This is a genomic window from Amycolatopsis sp. NPDC114503, from assembly GCF_055633655.1.
In genome coordinates, this window is the sequence record NZ_JBVKDT010000014.1 from 124934 (window position 1) to 140709 (window position 15776).

Consider the following 15776-nt stretch of genomic DNA (forward strand, 5'->3'; position numbering starts at 1 on the left):
GAAACGGTTCAGCGCAGCCAGGTCCGGTCGCCGACGAAGGCGGCCCAGCGGCGGCCGATGCCCCAGGTGTTCCCGGCGCACGCCGCGGCGAGCGCGATCAGGACGAGGGCGTAGACCAGGTGGTAGTCGAGGATCGGGTTGGTCGAATGCGTGGGCGCTCCCGCGCCGGTGGTGCGGGCGGGCGGCCATTCCGCGGCCCACATGAGAAGCAGCAGCACGGTGCCGGAAACCGCGGCGATCCGCAGCCCGGCTCCGACGACGAGCGCCAGCCCGATGCCGAGCAGGCTCAGCATGAACAGCCAGTCGGCCCACCAGGTTCCGGCCCACGCGTGGAACATCGGCGCGAACGGGCCGGCGTCGACCTTGCTCAGGAATCCGTTGGTGGGCGAGCCGCCGTGGAGCCAGGCTCCGGCGGCGGGCGTGGAGTAGCCGAGGCCGAACAGTTTGTCGGCGAAGGACCACAGGAACAGCACCCCGGCGGCGATCCGCAGGACGGCGAGCGACCGGGCTCCGTAGCTTGCCCAAGGCGGCTGCGCGTCCGTTTCGTTGTGGCTGGCGGGAATCCGGCTGGCCGGGGGTGTGCCGTGCTGGGATTTGACGGACATGGGGACCTCCATTCGTCTCTGGCCCGAGTCTGATCCGCCGGGCGACGGCGGCTCTGGAGCCGAAAGTCCCCGCCGGACGGGCCGTTGGGCGCGGACCGTCGCGGAGAAGTCCCCCGGCGTCGACGTGCGACGGGGGACAGCCCGGGCTGAGAGCAGCTGCCGGATCTGGCTGGGCGGGGCGCGACTGCTCGTCGTGGGAAGCCACGGGCGCGGAGGACTGCTGTCCGGGTCCACTGGCCGGGCGGCGGATTTGCGGCCGTTTCGCGAGATGCTGGCGGCCCGCTGCGGGCAGCACTGTGGACGGTCGCGGCGGAGACAGCCGGGAGCACCGGTGACGTTGGTCCCTCCATCCGGTGGCTTGCGGCCGGAGCGCGGAAGGGGCCCGGCGCGGTTGGCTTCTCTTGTCCGGAACGACAGGAGTGACCGCGATGGAGAAGACAGCCACTGCGTCCGTCCGCCGGTCCGGCGAGTGGACGCTCGCCGAAGCGGAGGTGCTGGGCCGCTCAGTCCTGCGCGCGCCCTCGGTGCACAACACCCAGCCTTGGCGGGTCGAGCTCGTCGACGGCGCGATCCTGTTGCGCGAGCGCACCGACGTCTCGCTGCCGCACCACGATCCCCGCCGCCGCGATCTGGCGATCTCCTGCGGGACGGCGCTGGCGAATCTGGAGCTGGCCGTGCGGGTCCTCGGCCGCCGGGCCGAGGTGACCGTGCTGCCGTGCCCGGAGCAGCCGGACGTCGTCGCCCGGGTCGACGCGGCGGAGCCGTTGCCGCCGACCGACCAGGACCTGCAGCGCTACGGGGCGATCATGGTGCGGCGCAGCCACCGCGGAGCGTTCACCGGCCTGCCGGTCGGCACCGCGCAGACCGCGCGGGTTCTCCAGGCCGCGGTGACGACCGGGGTCGAGGCGACCCGGATGGGCGAAATGGACCGGCTGGCGAAGCTCTTCGAGCACGCCGCCCGGGCCCTCCAGGACGACGACGCCTACCAGCGCGAAATCGCGTTCTGGACGATCCGGGACGAGACCGCGCACCGGCACGGAGCGGGAATCCGGTTTTCCGCCCTGCCGCCCGGCGAACTGCCGTGGGCGGGACTGGTGCGCCGCGCGACGGTCGTGCCCGGCCCGGTCCTGCTGCGGGAACGGCTGGAGGCCGAAACGGTGCTGCTGTTCACGACGGCCGACGACGCGCGCGTCGACCACATCCGCGCCGGCTACGCATTGGAGCGCAGCTGGCTCGAGGGGGTCACCCTCGGCCTGGCGGGTGCGGTGCTGACGCAGCCGCTGCGAGTGCCCGAGGTGCGCTCGGCGCTGTGCGAGGACTACCAGCTCGCCGGATTCCCGCAAGCGCTGCTGCGGCTGGGGCGGTCGACCAGGGTGACGCCGTCGAGCCTGCGTCGCGGTGTCGCCGAGGTGCTCGGTGCGAAGTGGCGGGAGCGATGATGAACACGAGGCCGGTCCTGGTCGGCGTCGACGGGAGCGAGTCCGCGGCGGCGGCCGCACGGTGGGCGGCGCGCGAGGCGGTCTTGCGAAACGTCCCGCTGACCGTGCTGGTGGCGTTCGGGCTCGCGGACGGCAGCTTCGCGGGCGGACGGTATCCGCCCGCGCACTGGCTGGAGGCGAAGGAAACCGCGGCGGAGGAGCTGCTGCAAGCAGTCCGGGCGGAGCTCGAGGAGGCCGAGCCGCGCGTCCGGATCGCCGCCGAGACGAGTCCGGCCGGCCCGGAGGTCGCGCTGCGGGAAGCCTCGGCGAAAGCGCGGATGCTGGTGCTGGGCGCGCCGGCCGGCACGCTGTCCGGGCTTCTCGCGGGATCCCCGGACATCGACCTCGCCGCGCACGCGCACTGTCCGGTGGTCGTCGTCCGGGGCACGGTCCGCGCCGAAGGCCCGGTTGTCGTCGGCGTCGACGGAAGCCTGCTCAGCGACGCGGCGATCGCCTGCGCGTTCGAGGAGGCCGCGGTCCACGGTGTGCAGCTGGTCGCTCTGCACGCCTGGCTCGACGCCGACCGCACCCGGCTGTTCGGCGACCGCGATTTCCCCTTCGAGGCAAGGGAAGCCGAGCATCGGCTGCTGGCGCAACGACTGGCCGGCTACGGCTCGCTGTACCCGGGCGTGCGCGTCGAGCAGGTCGTCGAACAGGACCGGCCGCGCGACCGGTTGCTTGAGTGGAGCGCGCGGGCCTCGCTGGTGGTGCTGGGCAGCCGCGGCCGGGGCGGGTTCACCGGCATGGTGCTCGGCTCGACGAGCCACGCGCTGCTGCACCACGCGGGATGTCCGGTGCTGGTCGTCCGGGCCGGTGCCACAGCCGCGGCCGACTGGTGAACACGGCGCCGATGTCCGTCGTCCGCCGGTTTGTCCCCAGGGCGGAGCGCCGTTGGCGAGAACCCGGCGGAAATTGGCTCTCGGGCCGGTTACGCACGCGTGCCCGCCGCCTTAACGTCGGATTGTGATCATCGTTTCCGCCGTTCTGATCGGCATTGTCTACACGCTGCTCAACTCCTTCCTCGCCGAGCCGCACCGCCGCAGTTTCAACGCGATCATGGTCGCGGGCGCCGGGGCCGCGTACCTGAGCAGCGGCGCTGTCGGCCCCGTGGAACTGATCTTCACCGCGGCGGTGACCTATTGCGCTTGGCGCGGCCTGAAATCCTGGGCGTTCATCGGGCTCGCCTGGCTCCTGCACACGGCCCTTGACGTGGTGCACCACCTCAAGGGCGCGCCGATTCTCCCGTTCGCGCACACTTCGTCGCTGGGCTGTGCGATCTGCGACCCGGTGATCGCCATCTGGTGCTTCACCGGAGGAATGTCGGTGAAGGACGTTCGCGCGAGACTGGTCTCCGTACGGGTCTGACGTCGTTTGTGTCACCGAGGACATTGGTCCTTCGCGCCGATGACTCCGGACCGGCGTGCCGGGGCGGTCCCCCTGTCTAGTTTCGAGGCAGCACAGGGAACACGCGGACCTCACGGAGGAACGATGAAAACGATCACGACACCGGTTTCCGAGGTCATGACGGCCCGCCCGGTCTGCGTGCGGGCCGAGACGCCGGTGAAAGAAGTCGCCGCGATGCTGGCCAGGGAAGGGATCAGCGCGGTCGCGGTCGTCGACCACGTCGGCGCCCTCGTCGGCGTGGTGTCCGAAAAGGACTTGCTGCCGATGGTGCAGGGCGGCCAGTTCCGGTGGTGGCACCGCAGAGAAGCCCGGAAAGCCGAGGGGCGGAGCGCGCGCGAGGTGATGACGGCTCCGGTCGTCACGATCGCGGCGGACGACACAGTGTCCGCGGCGGCGGCCAAGCTGGAGAAAACCGGACTGCGGCGATTGTTCGTCGTGCGAGACGGTCGCCCGGCGGGAGTCGTCGCCCGGCGCGACGTACTGCGCGCGCTGACCCGTCCGGACCCCGAGATCGAACGCGACGTGGTGACCGGCGTCCTGTACGAGACGCTGAACCTCGGCCCGGACCGGGCGCGCGCCATGGTGCACGCCGGAGTGGTCACCGTCGCCGGCCGCGTCGAGCGCCGCAGCGAGATCGCTCCGGTCACCCGGCTGATCGAAGCCGTCCCCGGCGTGGTCGCGGTCTGCAACGGCCTCGACTACGTGTGGGACGACGTCGCCTGACGCTGGTGGCGGCGAAACGCGGGGCGGCCCGGCTGCCCCGGGCGGTCTACGAGGCGGAGCTTGCCCGCCTCCAGATCGAACTGGTGAAACTGCAGGAATGGGTGCGCCACGAAGGAGCCCGGCTCGTCGTGGTCTTCGAGGGACGCGACGCGGCGGGCAAGGGGAGCGCGGTCAAGCGCTTCACCGAGCACCTCAACCCGCGCGTGGTGCGGATCGCCGCGCTGCCCCGGCCCACCGACCGGGAGGCCACACAGTGGTACTTCCAGCGGTACGTCGCGCAGCTGCCCGCGGCCGGGGAGATCGTGCTGTTCGACCGCAGCTGGTACAACCGCGCGGGCGTCGAGCGGGTGCTCGGGTTCTGCACTCCCGAGCAGTACCAGAGATTCCTGCGGCAGTGCCCGATCTTCGAGCGCCTGCTGGTCGAAGACGGGCTGTTGCTGCGCAAGTACTGGTTCTCCGTGAGCCGGGACGAGCAGGAACGCCGGTTCCGCGCGCGGATCGAGGACCCGCTCCGCCGCTGGAAACTGTCCACAGTGGACCTCGAATCGGTGTCGAGATGGGACGACTACTCGCGCGCCAAGGACGACATGTTTGTGCACACCGACACCCCGGATTCCCCGTGGTACGCGGTGGACGGCGACGAGAAGCGGCGCGGCAGGCTCAACATGATCGCGCACCTGCTGGCGAGCGTGCCGTACCGGGAGGTCCCGCCTCCGCCGGTCAAACTGCCGCCCCGCTCCCGCGATTCCGGCTACGCGCGGACCGACCGGCGCTTGCTGCGCGAGGTGCCCGACCACGCGGCGACTCTGCGGAAACAACATCCCGCTTTCGTCCCCGGGGGAAGGGACTTCGGGCTCTGACCCGCACCGGCCCCGGCGAGCGACGGTGAACGGAGCCGCCGGAACCGGCGGCGGAACGGGAGGCATGCGGTGACCGCGAACAAGCCCGGCGACGTAGTGCTCGTCGGCATCGACGAATCGGAGACCTCCCTTGTCCCGGTCCGCTGGGCGGCCGCGGAAGCGAGGCGGCGGGACTGCCGGCTGGAGCTGTTCCACGCCGGGATCGGCGAGACAGTCGACGTTTCCGGGAAAGTCGCGGAGCAGAAGGCGCACGAGCTGTTCGGCCGCGCGCATCGCTGGCTCAGCCGGGCCGCGCAGGTGGCCGAGGACGCGGCGCCGGGAGTGCGGACCCAGGTGGTCGCCCGCGTCGGGTTCGCGGCCGATCTGCTCGTCGAACTTTCCCGGTCGGTGTCGCTGATCGTGCTCGGTTCGCACGGGCTCGGCGGGCTGCGCGGCGCGGCGATCGGCTCGGTCGCCTTGCGCGTCCCGGCTGCGCGCGCTGCTGAGCGATTACGACGGGCATCAGGACCGGTGGGACGTGTCCGTCGCCGGCGGGGCGGTGACCGTCCGCGGCTCATTCGCCGACGAAGCCGAACGCCGGCTCGTCTCCGCTCTCGCCCGGACCGTAGAAGGCGTGCTGGCGGTAGAGCTCTCCGCGCCGCGGTGAGTTCCGCGGACATCCGGACCGAGGAGGAGAAATGCAGGCACAGCCCGGTGACTGGCTGGTGGTGAAGGGCCTCCGGCTGGACCTGCCGGAGAAGCGCGGCCGGATCGTCGCGACCGGAAAGCCGGACGGCAGCCCGCCGTTCACGGTGCGCTGGCTCGCCGACGACCGCGTCACGACGGTGTTCCCCGGATCGGACGCGGTGGTGCTCACCGAGGCCGAGGTGTCCGAACAGGACCGGAGCGAACGCGACCGGTTCGACCGGCTGCGCCTGCTGCGGCGGGCCAGGAGAGGAGCGCATGATGCCCGGACCTGACGAAAGAGTGGTGCTGGCGGGGATCGACGGTTCCGGGTCGGCGCGCAACGCCGCCGTGTGGGCGGCCGGGGAAGCACAGAACCGGGGCTTGACGCTGCGGCTGGCGCAGGCGTACCTGATCCCGTCGCCGGGCATTACCGATCTGTTCGTGGCCGAGGTGCGCAGCGGGCTGGAGAGCCAAGCGGAGAGCTGGCTCGACGAGGCCGAAGCCGCGGCACGACTGCAGTGGCCCGCGGTGCGGATCGAACGAGTCGTCGCCGAAGGGAACCCCGTCGCCGTGCTGCTGCGGGAAAGCCGGGCCGCCGAGCTGGCGGTGCTGGGTTCGCGCGGGCTCGGCGGGTTCACCGGGCTGCTCGTCGGATCCACGGCGGTGGCACTGGCGGCGCACGCGCTGTGCCCGGTCGTGGTCGTGCGCGGGCGGATGCCGGACGACGTCCCGCGCTCGGCCGGACCTGTCGTGGTCGGGCTGGACGGCGCGGCCGACAGCGACGAGGCGCTCGGGTTCGCCTGTGCCGAAGCGACCGCGCGGAAAACGTCGCTCGCGGTCGTGCACACCTGGAACGAACTGGGCCTGGACGGTTCCCTGCGGACCATGGAGATCGCGGCGGACGAGATCGCGGCGGGCGAACGCTGCCGGATCGAGGGCCAGCTCGCGCTGTGGCGGGAGAAATATCCGGACCTGCGGATCGACGTGGAGATCGAGCCCGGGCGGCCGGTGCGCGCCCTGCTGGAGCACGGCGAGGACGCACAGCTGGTCGTGGTCGGCAGCCGGGGCCGCGGCGGATTCACCGGGATGCTTCTCGGGTCCACAAGCCAGGCCCTGCTCGCCCATTCGACCTGCCCGGTGGCGGTCGTCCGGCCGAGGAGCCTGCCGTGATCACGTCGCGCGGCCGGGCCGCGCAACGGGTTCTCGCGACCTACGAGACGGTTTTCGCGGCGGGCGCGCTGGCCGGCGGCATCTGCCTGATGGTCGGCGCGCCCGGGTTCCGGCTGCCGCTTGCCGCCCTCGTTCCGCTCGGGCTGTCCAGCTGGGCGCTGCCCGGGCTGGCGCTCGTGATCGCGATCGGCGGCACGCTCAGCTGGGCCGCGCTGGCGGCGTGGCGCGGCGACCCGGAGGCGCACTGGTTCGGGTACGCCGCGAGCGTCGTGCTCGTCGGCTGGCTCGCGATCCAGTTCGTCGTGCTCGGTTTCCGCGAGCCGGTGCAGTGGGTGACGCTCACCCTGGCCGTGCTGCTGGTCCTGCTGAGCAGGTTCGCGCAGCGGGCGGTGCCCTCATGACCCGCGCGGCGCGGCCGGTGACGTATTACGACACGACCGACCTGCGGCTGCGGCGCAACGGAATGGCGATCAGCCGTGCGGGCAGCGCATGGCAGCTCGATCTCGGCGACGGCCGGGGATGCCGCGTCGAGGCTCCCAGCGTGGACCAGGTGCCACACGTGCTGTCGAGGCTGGTCCGTGCGTACAGCAGGGACCTGGCCTGGTGCCGATGCCAAGGCAGCCCGGAGCCGGACGAGGCGCGGGGGAGGAGCCCCGCACGGCCCGGCAGGTGGTGCTCGCTTACGTGGAGCACCAGGTCGAAGCGCTCGCGCGGGCCGATCTCGCGGTTCGGCTGGAAGAGCCGGAGGGCGTGCACGATCTTCGGGTGGCCGCCCGGCGGATCCGGGCCACGCTGGAGACTTTCGCGCCGGTGCTCGGCGGACGGCTCGCCGGACGATTCCGCGCGGCGTTGCGCTGGCTCGGCGCGAGTGTCGGGCCAGCGAGAGACCTTGAGGTGCAACGTGCCCGGTTCTTCGCCGCGCTGGACCAGCTGTCGCCCGAGTCGGTCGACGACGAGGTGCGCATCTCCGCCGAGCAGGTTTTCGCCGCGCAGGCGGACGAAGCGGCCGCCGAGTGCGCGGTCGGCCTCGACTCCCCGCGGTACCTGCAACTGCTGAACGCGCTTGAGGTGTTCCTGGTCGTGCTGCGCGAGCAAAGCGCTGGAGCGCAAGGAAAATGCGCGCGCCGACCGGCGGAGAAGGTGCTTCCGGAACTGGTCTGGAGGGTGGTCGCGGAAACCGATGCGCGGGTCGGCGCGGAAACCGTGCACGCGGTGCGCAAGAGCGTGAAGCGGCTCCGGTACGCGGTCGAGGCTGCGGGCGCGGCCTTGCCCGTCGATCAGGCTCAGGTGTTGAAGAGCCTGCGCGGATTGCAGGAACTGCTCGGCGAGTACCAGGACGCCGCGGTCGCGCAGGGCAGACTGCTCTCGCTCATCGAGGCCGGCGAGGGGACGCGGGCCCACACCCTGGTGCTGGAAGCCGAGATCCGCTGTGCCCGGCAGTGCGCCGAGGCGCTTCCCGCGGCGTGGCGCGAGGCATACCGGCAGCTGGCCCCGCTGCGGCGCTGAGGACGTTGGTCCTTCGCGCCGGTGACTCCGGACCGGCGTGCCGGACCGGTTCCGTTGCCTATTTTCGAGGCAGCACAAGGAAAGGACGGACCTGATGCGCGCACGCGATCTGATGTCCGCACCGGTCGAGACGGTGCATCCGTGGACGCCCGCGAAGGAAGCGGCGGAAATTCTCTCCGAGCACGGCTTCACCGCGCTGCCGGTGGTGGACGACGACCGGTTGATCGGCATCGTCACCGAGGCCGACCTGATCCGCGGCCGCATCCCGGCGGACGCGCGGTCGGAGTACCGCCATCCGTACCACCCCGGCGCGGTCGAAACGACCGTCGGGGCGGTGATGACGTCTCCGGCGACCGCGATGTCGTCCGGCGCCGATGTCGCCGACCTGTGCCAGGCACTGGTGGACGGGCAGATCCGGGCGATGCCGATCGTCGACGGCAGCCGGGTGATCGGCATCGTCACGCGCGGCGACGTCGTGCGCGTGCTCGCCAGGGAGGACCGCGCGATCGCCGCGGACGTCCGGCACCGGCTGGAGATCTACGGCGGCGCCGGCCGCTGGCAGGTCGAGGTGCACGACGGGATCGTGCGGATCGCCGACCGCTATGACGACGAAACGGATCGCCACGTCGCGACGCTGCTGGCACTGGCGGTGCCCGGCGTGGTCGGAGCGGACACCGTGTCCGCGGAACAGGAGGTGGGGCGATGACTGACCGGACTCGCACGGTGCTCGTCGGGATCGACGGGTCGGAGGGCGCCGCGGAGGCGGCCCGCTGGGCCGCGGGCCTGGCGGCGGGACGCGATCTCGAACTGGAGCTGGTGCATTGCCTGCAGCTGGCAGGGCTTGCCTACGGCGGCGGTCTCGCCGACAGCGGGGTGCTTTTCGAAGGCGTCCAGCAGGACGGCGAACGGATCGTGGCCGAAGCGCGCGAACTGGCGCTGTCGGTGGACTCCTCGCTGGAGGTCCGCGGCGAGGTGTTCACCGATTCGGCGCCGGCCCTGCTGATCGACCGCTCGAAGAAAGCCAGGATGGTCGTGCTCGGCCGCACCGGGACCGGCGGTTTCACCGGCATGCTCGTGGGCACCACGACCTCGTCGGTGGTGAGCCACGCCGGTTGTCCGGTGGCGGTGGTCCGCGGAAAGCACGGCGACGGAGCGGTGCCGCAGGACGGACCGGTGGTCGTCGGGGTCGACGGCAGCCCGAACAGCGAGGCGGCGATCGCGGCGGCGTTCGAGGAGGCCAGCTTCCGGAAGGCCCCGCTGGTCGCGGTGCACGCCTGGCTCGACGTCGTCTACGACTCGACCGAGAGCGCGGCGCGGCTCGTGCCGCAGTGGGAAACCCTGCAGCCGACCGAGGAACGGCTGCTGGCACAGCGGCTCGCCGGCTGGCAGGAGAAGTACCCTGACGTCGAAGTGCACCGGAAGCTGGTCCGCGACCGGCCGCGGCACGTGCTGCTCGACGAGTCCGACCGGGCACAGCTGGTGGTCGTCGGCAGCCGCGGGCGCGGCGGGTTCGCCGGGATGCTGCTGGGGTCGACCAGCCAGGCGCTGGTGCACCATTCCTCGTGCCCGGTGCTCGTCGTGCGGGAGCCGAAGCGGTGACGGCGACCGAAGCTCCCTTGGCGACGCTCACCGACGAGGAATTGGCGCGCGTCGACGCCCAGTGGCGAGCCGCGAACTACCTCGCCGCGGGCCAGATCTACCTGATGGGCAATCCGCTGCTGCGGGAACCGCTGGAGCCGGGGCAGATCAAGCCCCGGCTCCTCGGGCACTGGGGCACCTCGCCCGGCCTGAACTTCGTCTACGCCCACCTCAACCGCGCGATCCTGGCGCACGACCTCGACGCGATGTTCGTGACCGGCCCGGGGCACGGCGGCCCGGCGCTGCTCGCGAGCACCTGGCTGGAGGGCAGCTATTCGGAGCTGTGGCCGGAGGTCTCGCGCGACGAGGAGGGGATGGACCGGCTGTTCCGGCAGTTCTCGTTCCCGGGCGGGGTGCCGAGCCACGTGTCCCCGCACGTGCCCGGCTCGATCCACGAGGGCGGCGAACTGGGGTACTCGCTCGCGCACGCGTTCGGCGCCGCGTTCGACAATCCGGGCCTGCTCGTCGCGTGCGTCGTCGGCGACGGCGAGGCGGAGACCGGTCCGCTGGCGACGAGCTGGCAGGCGACCCGGTTCCTCGACCCGCGCCGCGACGGCGCGGTGCTGCCGATCCTGCACCTGAACGGCTACAAGATCGCGAATCCGACGGTGCTGTCCCGGATTCCGCCGTCCGAATTGGACTCGCTGCTGCGCGGCGCGGGCTGGGCTCCGGTGTACGTCGAAGGCGACGAGCCGGTGGCGATGCACCAGGCGATGGCCGCCGCGCTGGACGCGGTGGTCGCCGATCTGGCCCTGCTCCGCCGCGGGGGAGCAGGACCGTGGCCGATGATCGTGCTCCGGTCGCCGAAAGGCTGGACCGGACCGGCCACAGTGGACGGTCAGCAGGTCGAAGGCACCTGGCGGGCGCACCAGGTCCCGCTGCCCCGGGTCCGGGAGGACCCGGCGCACCTGCGGCAGCTGGAAAGCTGGCTGCGGTCCTACCGGCCGGAAGAGCTGTTCGACTCCGCCGGCCGCCCGACCGCGGCGGTCACCGCGCTGATCCCGTGCGGCTCGCGAAGAATGGGCGCGAACCCGCACGCGAACGGCGGTGTGCTGCTGCGCCCGCTCTCGCTGCCTCCGGTCGCCGAGCACGCGGTGGAGGTCGCGCCGGAGGGGGCGAGCCTCTCGGAACCGACGCGGGTGCTGGGCCGTTTTCTCCGGGAAGTGTTCCGCCGCAACGCCGAACGCGCGAACTTCCGGCTGTTCGGACCGGACGAAACCGCGTCGAACCGGCTCGACGCGGTGTACGACGTGACCGCGAAAACGTGGGAGCTGTCCGCCGGCCCGCCGGACGACCACCTCGCGCCGGACGGACGCGTGATGGAGGTGCTCTCGGAACACCTGTGCCAGGGCTGGCTGGAGGGCTATCTGCTGAGCGGCAGGCACGGGCTGTTCTCCTGCTACGAGGCGTTCGCGCACATCGTGGATTCGATGGTGAACCAGCACATCAAATGGCTGCGCGTGCACCGCGAAATCCCGTGGCGCCGCCCGGTGGCGTCGCTCAACTACCTGCTGACCTCGCACGTCTGGCGACAGGACCACAACGGTTTTTCCCACCAGGACCCGGGTTTCGTGGACCACGTGGCGAACAAGGCCCCGGAGGTCGTGCGGGTGTACTTCCCGCCGGACACCAACACGCTCCTGGAGGTGGCCGCGCACTGCCTGCGCAGCCGGGATTACGTGAACGTGGTGGTCGCGGGCAAGAACGAGACGCCGGACTGGCTCGACGCAGAGGAAGCCGCGCTGCATTGCGCGCGGGGCCTGGGCATCTGGGAATGGGCCAGCACGCACGCGGACCGCGAGCCCGACGTCGTGCTCGCGTGCGCGGGCGACGCCCCGACCCTGGAAATCCTCGCCGCTGCGTCGATCCTGCGCGAGGAACTGCCCGAACTGGCGGTCCGCGTGGTGAACGTGGTCGACCTGATGCGGCTGCAACCGGAAGCCGAGCACCCGCACGGACTGAGCGACCGGGAGTTCGACGCGTTGTTCACCCCGGACCGTCCGGTGATCTTCGCCTACCACGGATACCCGTGGCTGATCCACCGGTTGGCCTACCGCCGGACGAACCACGCCGGGCTGCATGTGCGCGGCTACACCGAACACGGCACCACGACGACGCCGTTCGACATGCTGGTGCGCAACCGGATGGACCGGTTCCAGCTCGTGATCGACGTACTGGACCGGGTGCCGGGCCTGCTCGCGACGACCGGCCCGCTGCGGCAGCGGATGACGCGCACGCAGGAACGGCACCGGCACTGGATCACCGACCACGGGGAGGATCTGCCCGAGGTGCGGGAGTGGCGGTGGTGGAGCCGGTAGCCATCGGGCTGAGCTGAGCGGCGGGTGTTCGGGTTTCCGGGCCCCCGCCGCGTGGCATGGGCGCGCGACGGTTGTTTTGGCGTGGTTGCCGTCAGAGCGGCTGATCGGAGGCGGGTCTTCCGGAGGGCGGGGGCGGCCACGGCAGGACAGCGCCGGGCCTGCGGTAGAGCTCTGCGACAAGCGGCTTGCCCCATGCCTGCAGCACGACGCAATCTAGGTGCGTCGGCTGCGCGCGCCCGCCCAGTCCGTGCTGCCACAGCGCGTCGAACAACCAGAAGTCGAGCGGACACGCGAAGCCGTCGCTGTCGGGAGCTCCGGCGGAGATCAGCAGGATGCGGTTCTCCGGAACGTCCTTCTTGGCGATGATCTGTTTGACCAGCGTCTGCGCCTCGCTCAGCCGGAACTCAGCCTGTGCGGCACCGACGACCGTGACCGGCTCGCCGGTTGAGGCAGCCGAATGTTCCGCGCGCACCTTGAGCCCGGCGAATTCGCCGTAATCCCCGCCGGACAGGTCAAGCGCCGTAGGCAGTCCCTCGGCGGCGAGCCGGTTCGAGTCGAGATTGTCGCCCATGAACCCACGGTCCTCTCGGAGCTCCGTGACGACCTGATCGGCGACGTCGGTGCGGCGGGTGCCAGGAGGCAGCGCCCGGTCGAGGTCGAAGGCAGCGATTACGATTGTGCGGTCTGCGAGGTGCGTGAAGCCGGACGCCTCCTCGTGCAACCGTTCATGGACCAGCCGGGCGAGTTTCCGCACTCCGCCAAGCCGGGTCCGGAGCTGCTGCACCGTCAGAACCGTGAGCTCGAGCGGGTACTCAGTTCCGTCGATGGCAAGCACCCGGTCTGGCGGGTCGGTGCCTGGACGGACGCCGACCGGGCCAGACACGATCTGGTTGAACGCCAACGCGGTGAGCCATGCCCACAGCTGAAGGTCTTCGAGCGCGTCTTTTCCGTACCCGGTGCCCGGCAGGATCCGATGGTCTGCCTGAGAAGTTGGGATGTGATAGATCGGGTCTTCCGGATTCCCGTCGTGCCCGATAAGCGAGACGTCCATTCCCGCGAGCCTAAGCGCGAGCCCTCTCCGGAACCTCCGCCGCGGCCCGCGCCGGAAGCCGGTACTCCGCCACCCCGGGAAACTCTCCCGGCCGGTGAGTCGCGATCAGCGCGGACCGGTCCCGCGTCGCGGCGAGAATGTCGGCCGCCAAGGCTGTCGCGGTCCGCGCGTCGAGATGGGCGGTCGGTTCGTCCAGGATCAAGATCGGACGTGCGGACAGCAGCGCCCGCGCGATCCCGATGCGCTGGCGTTCCCGCCGGAGACCGGTGTGCCGTGCAGGCCGAGCGCGGTGTCGAGGCCGTCGGGCAGGGTGGTGAGCCAGGGGCCGAGCTGGGACAGCTCCAGCGCCGCCCGGATCTCGTCGTCGGACGAGCCGGGCCGGGCGAGGCGCAGGTTTTCGCGCAGTGTGCTGCATCCGGCGCGCGGGGCCGCCGGGAAGAGGGTCCTTGGTCATCTCCCCGGCGGCCGCAGGGCCCTTCGGCGCGCTTGACGGTGTTTCCGCGAGCCGGGAAACTGCGGGGACGCCTGTGGTGCCGGGTGCCGGAAACGCGCAGCAGACGGGCAGGGAGCAAAGGTGAGCCAGCGGGACGCGCCGGAGCAGGCCGGGCTGACCTTCCCCGACCAGCCGAGGATGGAGCTGGACCAGCTGCTGGCCCAGCTGGTCGAACGCGCCCAGGAGGTCATGGGCACCCAGGGCAGGCTCCGGGGCCTGCTGCGCGCGACGCAGGCCATCACGACCGGGCTCGCGCTGCCGTCGCTGCTGCGGCGCATCGTGGAGGCCGCCAGGGAACTGGTCGGGGCCCGGTACGCGGCGCTGGGCGTGATCGGGCCGGACGGCCGGCTGACGGAGTTCGTGCACACCGGGATGGACCCGGACGCGGTCGAGCGGATCGGCGGGCTGCCGGAGGGCAAGGGCCTGCTCGGCGCGGTGATCGAGGATCCGCGGCCGATCCGGTTGACCCGGCTGCAGGACGATCCCCGCTCGGCCGGGTTCCCCGCCGGGCATCCGCCGATGGCCAGCTTCCTCGGGGTGCCGATCCAGGCGCGGGGCGCGGTCTTCGGCAACCTCTACTTCACCGACGGCGAGCACGGTCCGTTCAGCGCCGAGGACGAGCAGCTGGCCCTCGCGCTGGCCGCGGCGGCGGGGAGCGCGATCGAGAACGCGCGGCTGTACGAGACCGCTCGGAATCAGCAGGAGTGGCTGCGCGCGTCGGCGGCCGTGACGCAGGAACTGCTGTCGGCCGAGGTGGCGGATCCCCTGGGGCGCGTCGTCGACTACCTGCGGGAGCTGGCTTCCGCCGATCTCGTGGCCGTTTTCCGCCCGGCCGGGCAAGAAGCGCGCGTCCGGATCGAACGCGCGGCCGGTTCCGGCGCGGACGAGCTGGCCGGACGGGAACTGACCGCGGAGTCCACTGTGGTCGGTGCGGTGCTCGCCAGCGGCGAGCCGAAACTGGGTTCGTGGCCGGACGAGGCGGCCCAAGGGGTCACGCCGTCCGTTGTGGACCTGAACCTCGACGCGGTGCTGCTGGTCCCGTTCGCGGGCGCGGTGCTGGCCGTCGCCCGGCTGACCAGCCGCCCGGCGTTCGGCGACGACGATCTGGAGATGGCGGCGTGGTTCGCCGACCAGGCGGCGGTGGCGGTCGAGCTGGCGCAGGCGCGGGCCGAACGCGAGGCCGCGGCGCTGCACGACGAACGCGACCGGATCGCGGCCGGATTGCAGCGCGAAATCCTGCAACGGCTGTACTCCACCGGATTGTCGCTGCAGACCACGGCCGGGCTCGCCCGGTCGCCGGTCGTGGCCACGCGCCTGCGGGAGACGATTTCCGAACTCGACGACATCATCGCCCAGGCGCACAGCATGGTTTTCCACCCGGGCGACGGTCCTCCCCGGTCCCCGGAGCCGATCCGCGACCAGGTCCTGCGAGTGCTGGCCGAAGCCGGGGAAGCGCTGGGTTTCCCGGTGTCCACGCAGCTGACCGGGAAGCTCGAGGAGGTCCGGTCCGACGCGGTGGTGCCGTTCCTCGACGAGGCTCTGCGGCTGGTCGCCCGGCACACGTCGGCCGAGTCGGTGGAGGTCGAACTCCAGGCGGGGGAGGCGCGGACGACGGTGACCGTCCGGTACGAGGGCGCCGATCTCGCCGGGCCCGCCGCCGCGGAGCTGGCCGCGCTGGCGGAGCAGGCGAGCCGCCGGGGCGGGACACTGACCGCGGCCGGCGGCTCCCGGCTGGTCTGGTCGGTTCCGGCTCCGGGAGGATCTTCGGCCGGGGATTGGGGACTTTCGGCACCGTCCGAGAAGGACTCACGGTCGTAGGCTCGGTTTCTGGCGCGCGGCGCATTGCCGTGCCCAAGGCGGGAGA

Annotated in this window: 17 protein-coding genes; 14 read left to right on the plus strand and 3 right to left on the minus strand. The window is 71.7% G+C overall.

The annotated features are described in order from the left end of the window. Window positions 1-8: 8 nt before the first annotated feature. Window positions 9-605 (minus strand): hypothetical protein, encoded by a 597-nt coding sequence (locus ACZ7OI_RS40760; protein WP_470269467.1) that lies wholly within the window; start codon window positions 603-605, stop codon window positions 9-11. Window positions 606-1033: 428 nt separating this feature from the next. On the opposite strand from ACZ7OI_RS40760, the gene ACZ7OI_RS40765 reads away from it, so the two are divergent. The 13 genes from ACZ7OI_RS40765 (at window position 1034) to ACZ7OI_RS40825 (ending at window position 12368) form a co-directional block, all read left to right on the plus strand. Beyond that, complete coding sequence (locus ACZ7OI_RS40765; protein ID WP_470269468.1) at window positions 1034-2044, plus strand: Acg family FMN-binding oxidoreductase; 1011 nt, start codon at window positions 1034-1036, stop codon at window positions 2042-2044. Continuing rightward, window positions 2044-2922: a universal stress protein gene (locus tag ACZ7OI_RS40770; RefSeq protein WP_470269469.1), complete on the plus strand. Its 879-nt coding sequence runs from the start codon at window positions 2044-2046 to the stop codon at window positions 2920-2922. The genes ACZ7OI_RS40765 and ACZ7OI_RS40770 overlap by 1 nt, the downstream gene beginning before the upstream one ends. Window positions 2923-3046: 124 nt before the next feature. Next, window positions 3047-3448, plus strand: coding sequence for a DUF6010 family protein (locus tag ACZ7OI_RS40775; RefSeq protein WP_470269470.1), 402 nt, complete (start codon window positions 3047-3049; stop codon window positions 3446-3448). A 123-nt stretch (window positions 3449-3571) separates the two neighbouring features. Continuing rightward, window positions 3572-4210 (plus strand): CBS domain-containing protein, encoded by a 639-nt coding sequence (locus tag ACZ7OI_RS40780; RefSeq protein WP_470269471.1) that lies wholly within the window; start codon window positions 3572-3574, stop codon window positions 4208-4210. Window positions 4211-4215: 5 nt separating this feature from the next. Beyond that, window positions 4216-5070, plus strand: coding sequence for a polyphosphate kinase 2 (gene ppk2 / locus ACZ7OI_RS40785; RefSeq protein ID WP_470269472.1), 855 nt, complete (start codon window positions 4216-4218; stop codon window positions 5068-5070). A gap of 69 nt (window positions 5071-5139) precedes the next feature. Next, window positions 5140-5781, plus strand: a complete 642-nt coding sequence (locus ACZ7OI_RS40790; protein WP_470269473.1) for a universal stress protein — start codon at window positions 5140-5142, stop codon at window positions 5779-5781. Then, window positions 5748-6029, plus strand: a complete 282-nt coding sequence (locus ACZ7OI_RS40795; protein WP_470269474.1) for a DUF1918 domain-containing protein — start codon at window positions 5748-5750, stop codon at window positions 6027-6029. Before ACZ7OI_RS40790 ends, ACZ7OI_RS40795 begins: the two co-directional genes overlap by 34 nt. Beyond that, the gene (locus ACZ7OI_RS40800) at window positions 6016-6906 is read left to right on the plus strand and encodes a universal stress protein (RefSeq protein WP_470269475.1); all 891 of its coding nucleotides are present in this window, start codon (window positions 6016-6018) and stop codon (window positions 6904-6906) included. The genes ACZ7OI_RS40795 and ACZ7OI_RS40800 overlap by 14 nt, the downstream gene beginning before the upstream one ends. Next, window positions 6903-7307, plus strand: coding sequence for a hypothetical protein (locus ACZ7OI_RS40805; RefSeq protein WP_470269476.1), 405 nt, complete (start codon window positions 6903-6905; stop codon window positions 7305-7307). Before ACZ7OI_RS40800 ends, ACZ7OI_RS40805 begins: the two co-directional genes overlap by 4 nt. Before the next feature lie 208 nt (window positions 7308-7515). Continuing rightward, the gene (locus ACZ7OI_RS40810) at window positions 7516-8412 is read left to right on the plus strand and encodes a CHAD domain-containing protein (protein WP_470269477.1); all 897 of its coding nucleotides are present in this window, start codon (window positions 7516-7518) and stop codon (window positions 8410-8412) included. A gap of 94 nt (window positions 8413-8506) precedes the next feature. Beyond that, window positions 8507-9118, plus strand: a complete 612-nt coding sequence (locus ACZ7OI_RS40815) for a CBS domain-containing protein (protein WP_470269478.1) — start codon at window positions 8507-8509, stop codon at window positions 9116-9118. Beyond that, window positions 9115-10011 carry a universal stress protein gene (locus ACZ7OI_RS40820; protein ID WP_470269479.1) on the plus strand — a complete coding sequence of 299 codons (897 nt, stop codon included), beginning with the start codon at window positions 9115-9117 and terminating at the stop codon, window positions 10009-10011. The genes ACZ7OI_RS40815 and ACZ7OI_RS40820 overlap by 4 nt, the downstream gene beginning before the upstream one ends. After that, window positions 10008-12368, plus strand: a complete 2361-nt coding sequence (locus tag ACZ7OI_RS40825) for a phosphoketolase family protein (protein ID WP_470269480.1) — start codon at window positions 10008-10010, stop codon at window positions 12366-12368. Before ACZ7OI_RS40820 ends, ACZ7OI_RS40825 begins: the two co-directional genes overlap by 4 nt. 91 nt (window positions 12369-12459) lie before the next feature. Here the strand turns inward: ACZ7OI_RS40825 and ACZ7OI_RS40830 are convergent, their stop codons facing one another. Both ACZ7OI_RS40830 and ACZ7OI_RS40835 read right to left on the minus strand, forming a co-directional pair. Then, a complete protein-coding gene (locus tag ACZ7OI_RS40830) occupies window positions 12460-13419 on the minus strand; it encodes a hypothetical protein (RefSeq protein WP_470269481.1) in 960 nt (319 codons plus the stop codon). A 10-nt stretch (window positions 13420-13429) separates the two neighbouring features. After that, a complete protein-coding gene (locus ACZ7OI_RS40835) occupies window positions 13430-13621 on the minus strand; it encodes a hypothetical protein (RefSeq protein ID WP_470269482.1) in 192 nt (63 codons plus the stop codon). A gap of 372 nt (window positions 13622-13993) precedes the next feature. On the opposite strand from ACZ7OI_RS40835, the gene ACZ7OI_RS40840 reads away from it, so the two are divergent. Beyond that, complete coding sequence (locus tag ACZ7OI_RS40840) at window positions 13994-15730, plus strand: GAF domain-containing protein (protein ID WP_470269483.1); 1737 nt, start codon at window positions 13994-13996, stop codon at window positions 15728-15730. Window positions 15731-15776 lie beyond the last annotated feature (46 nt).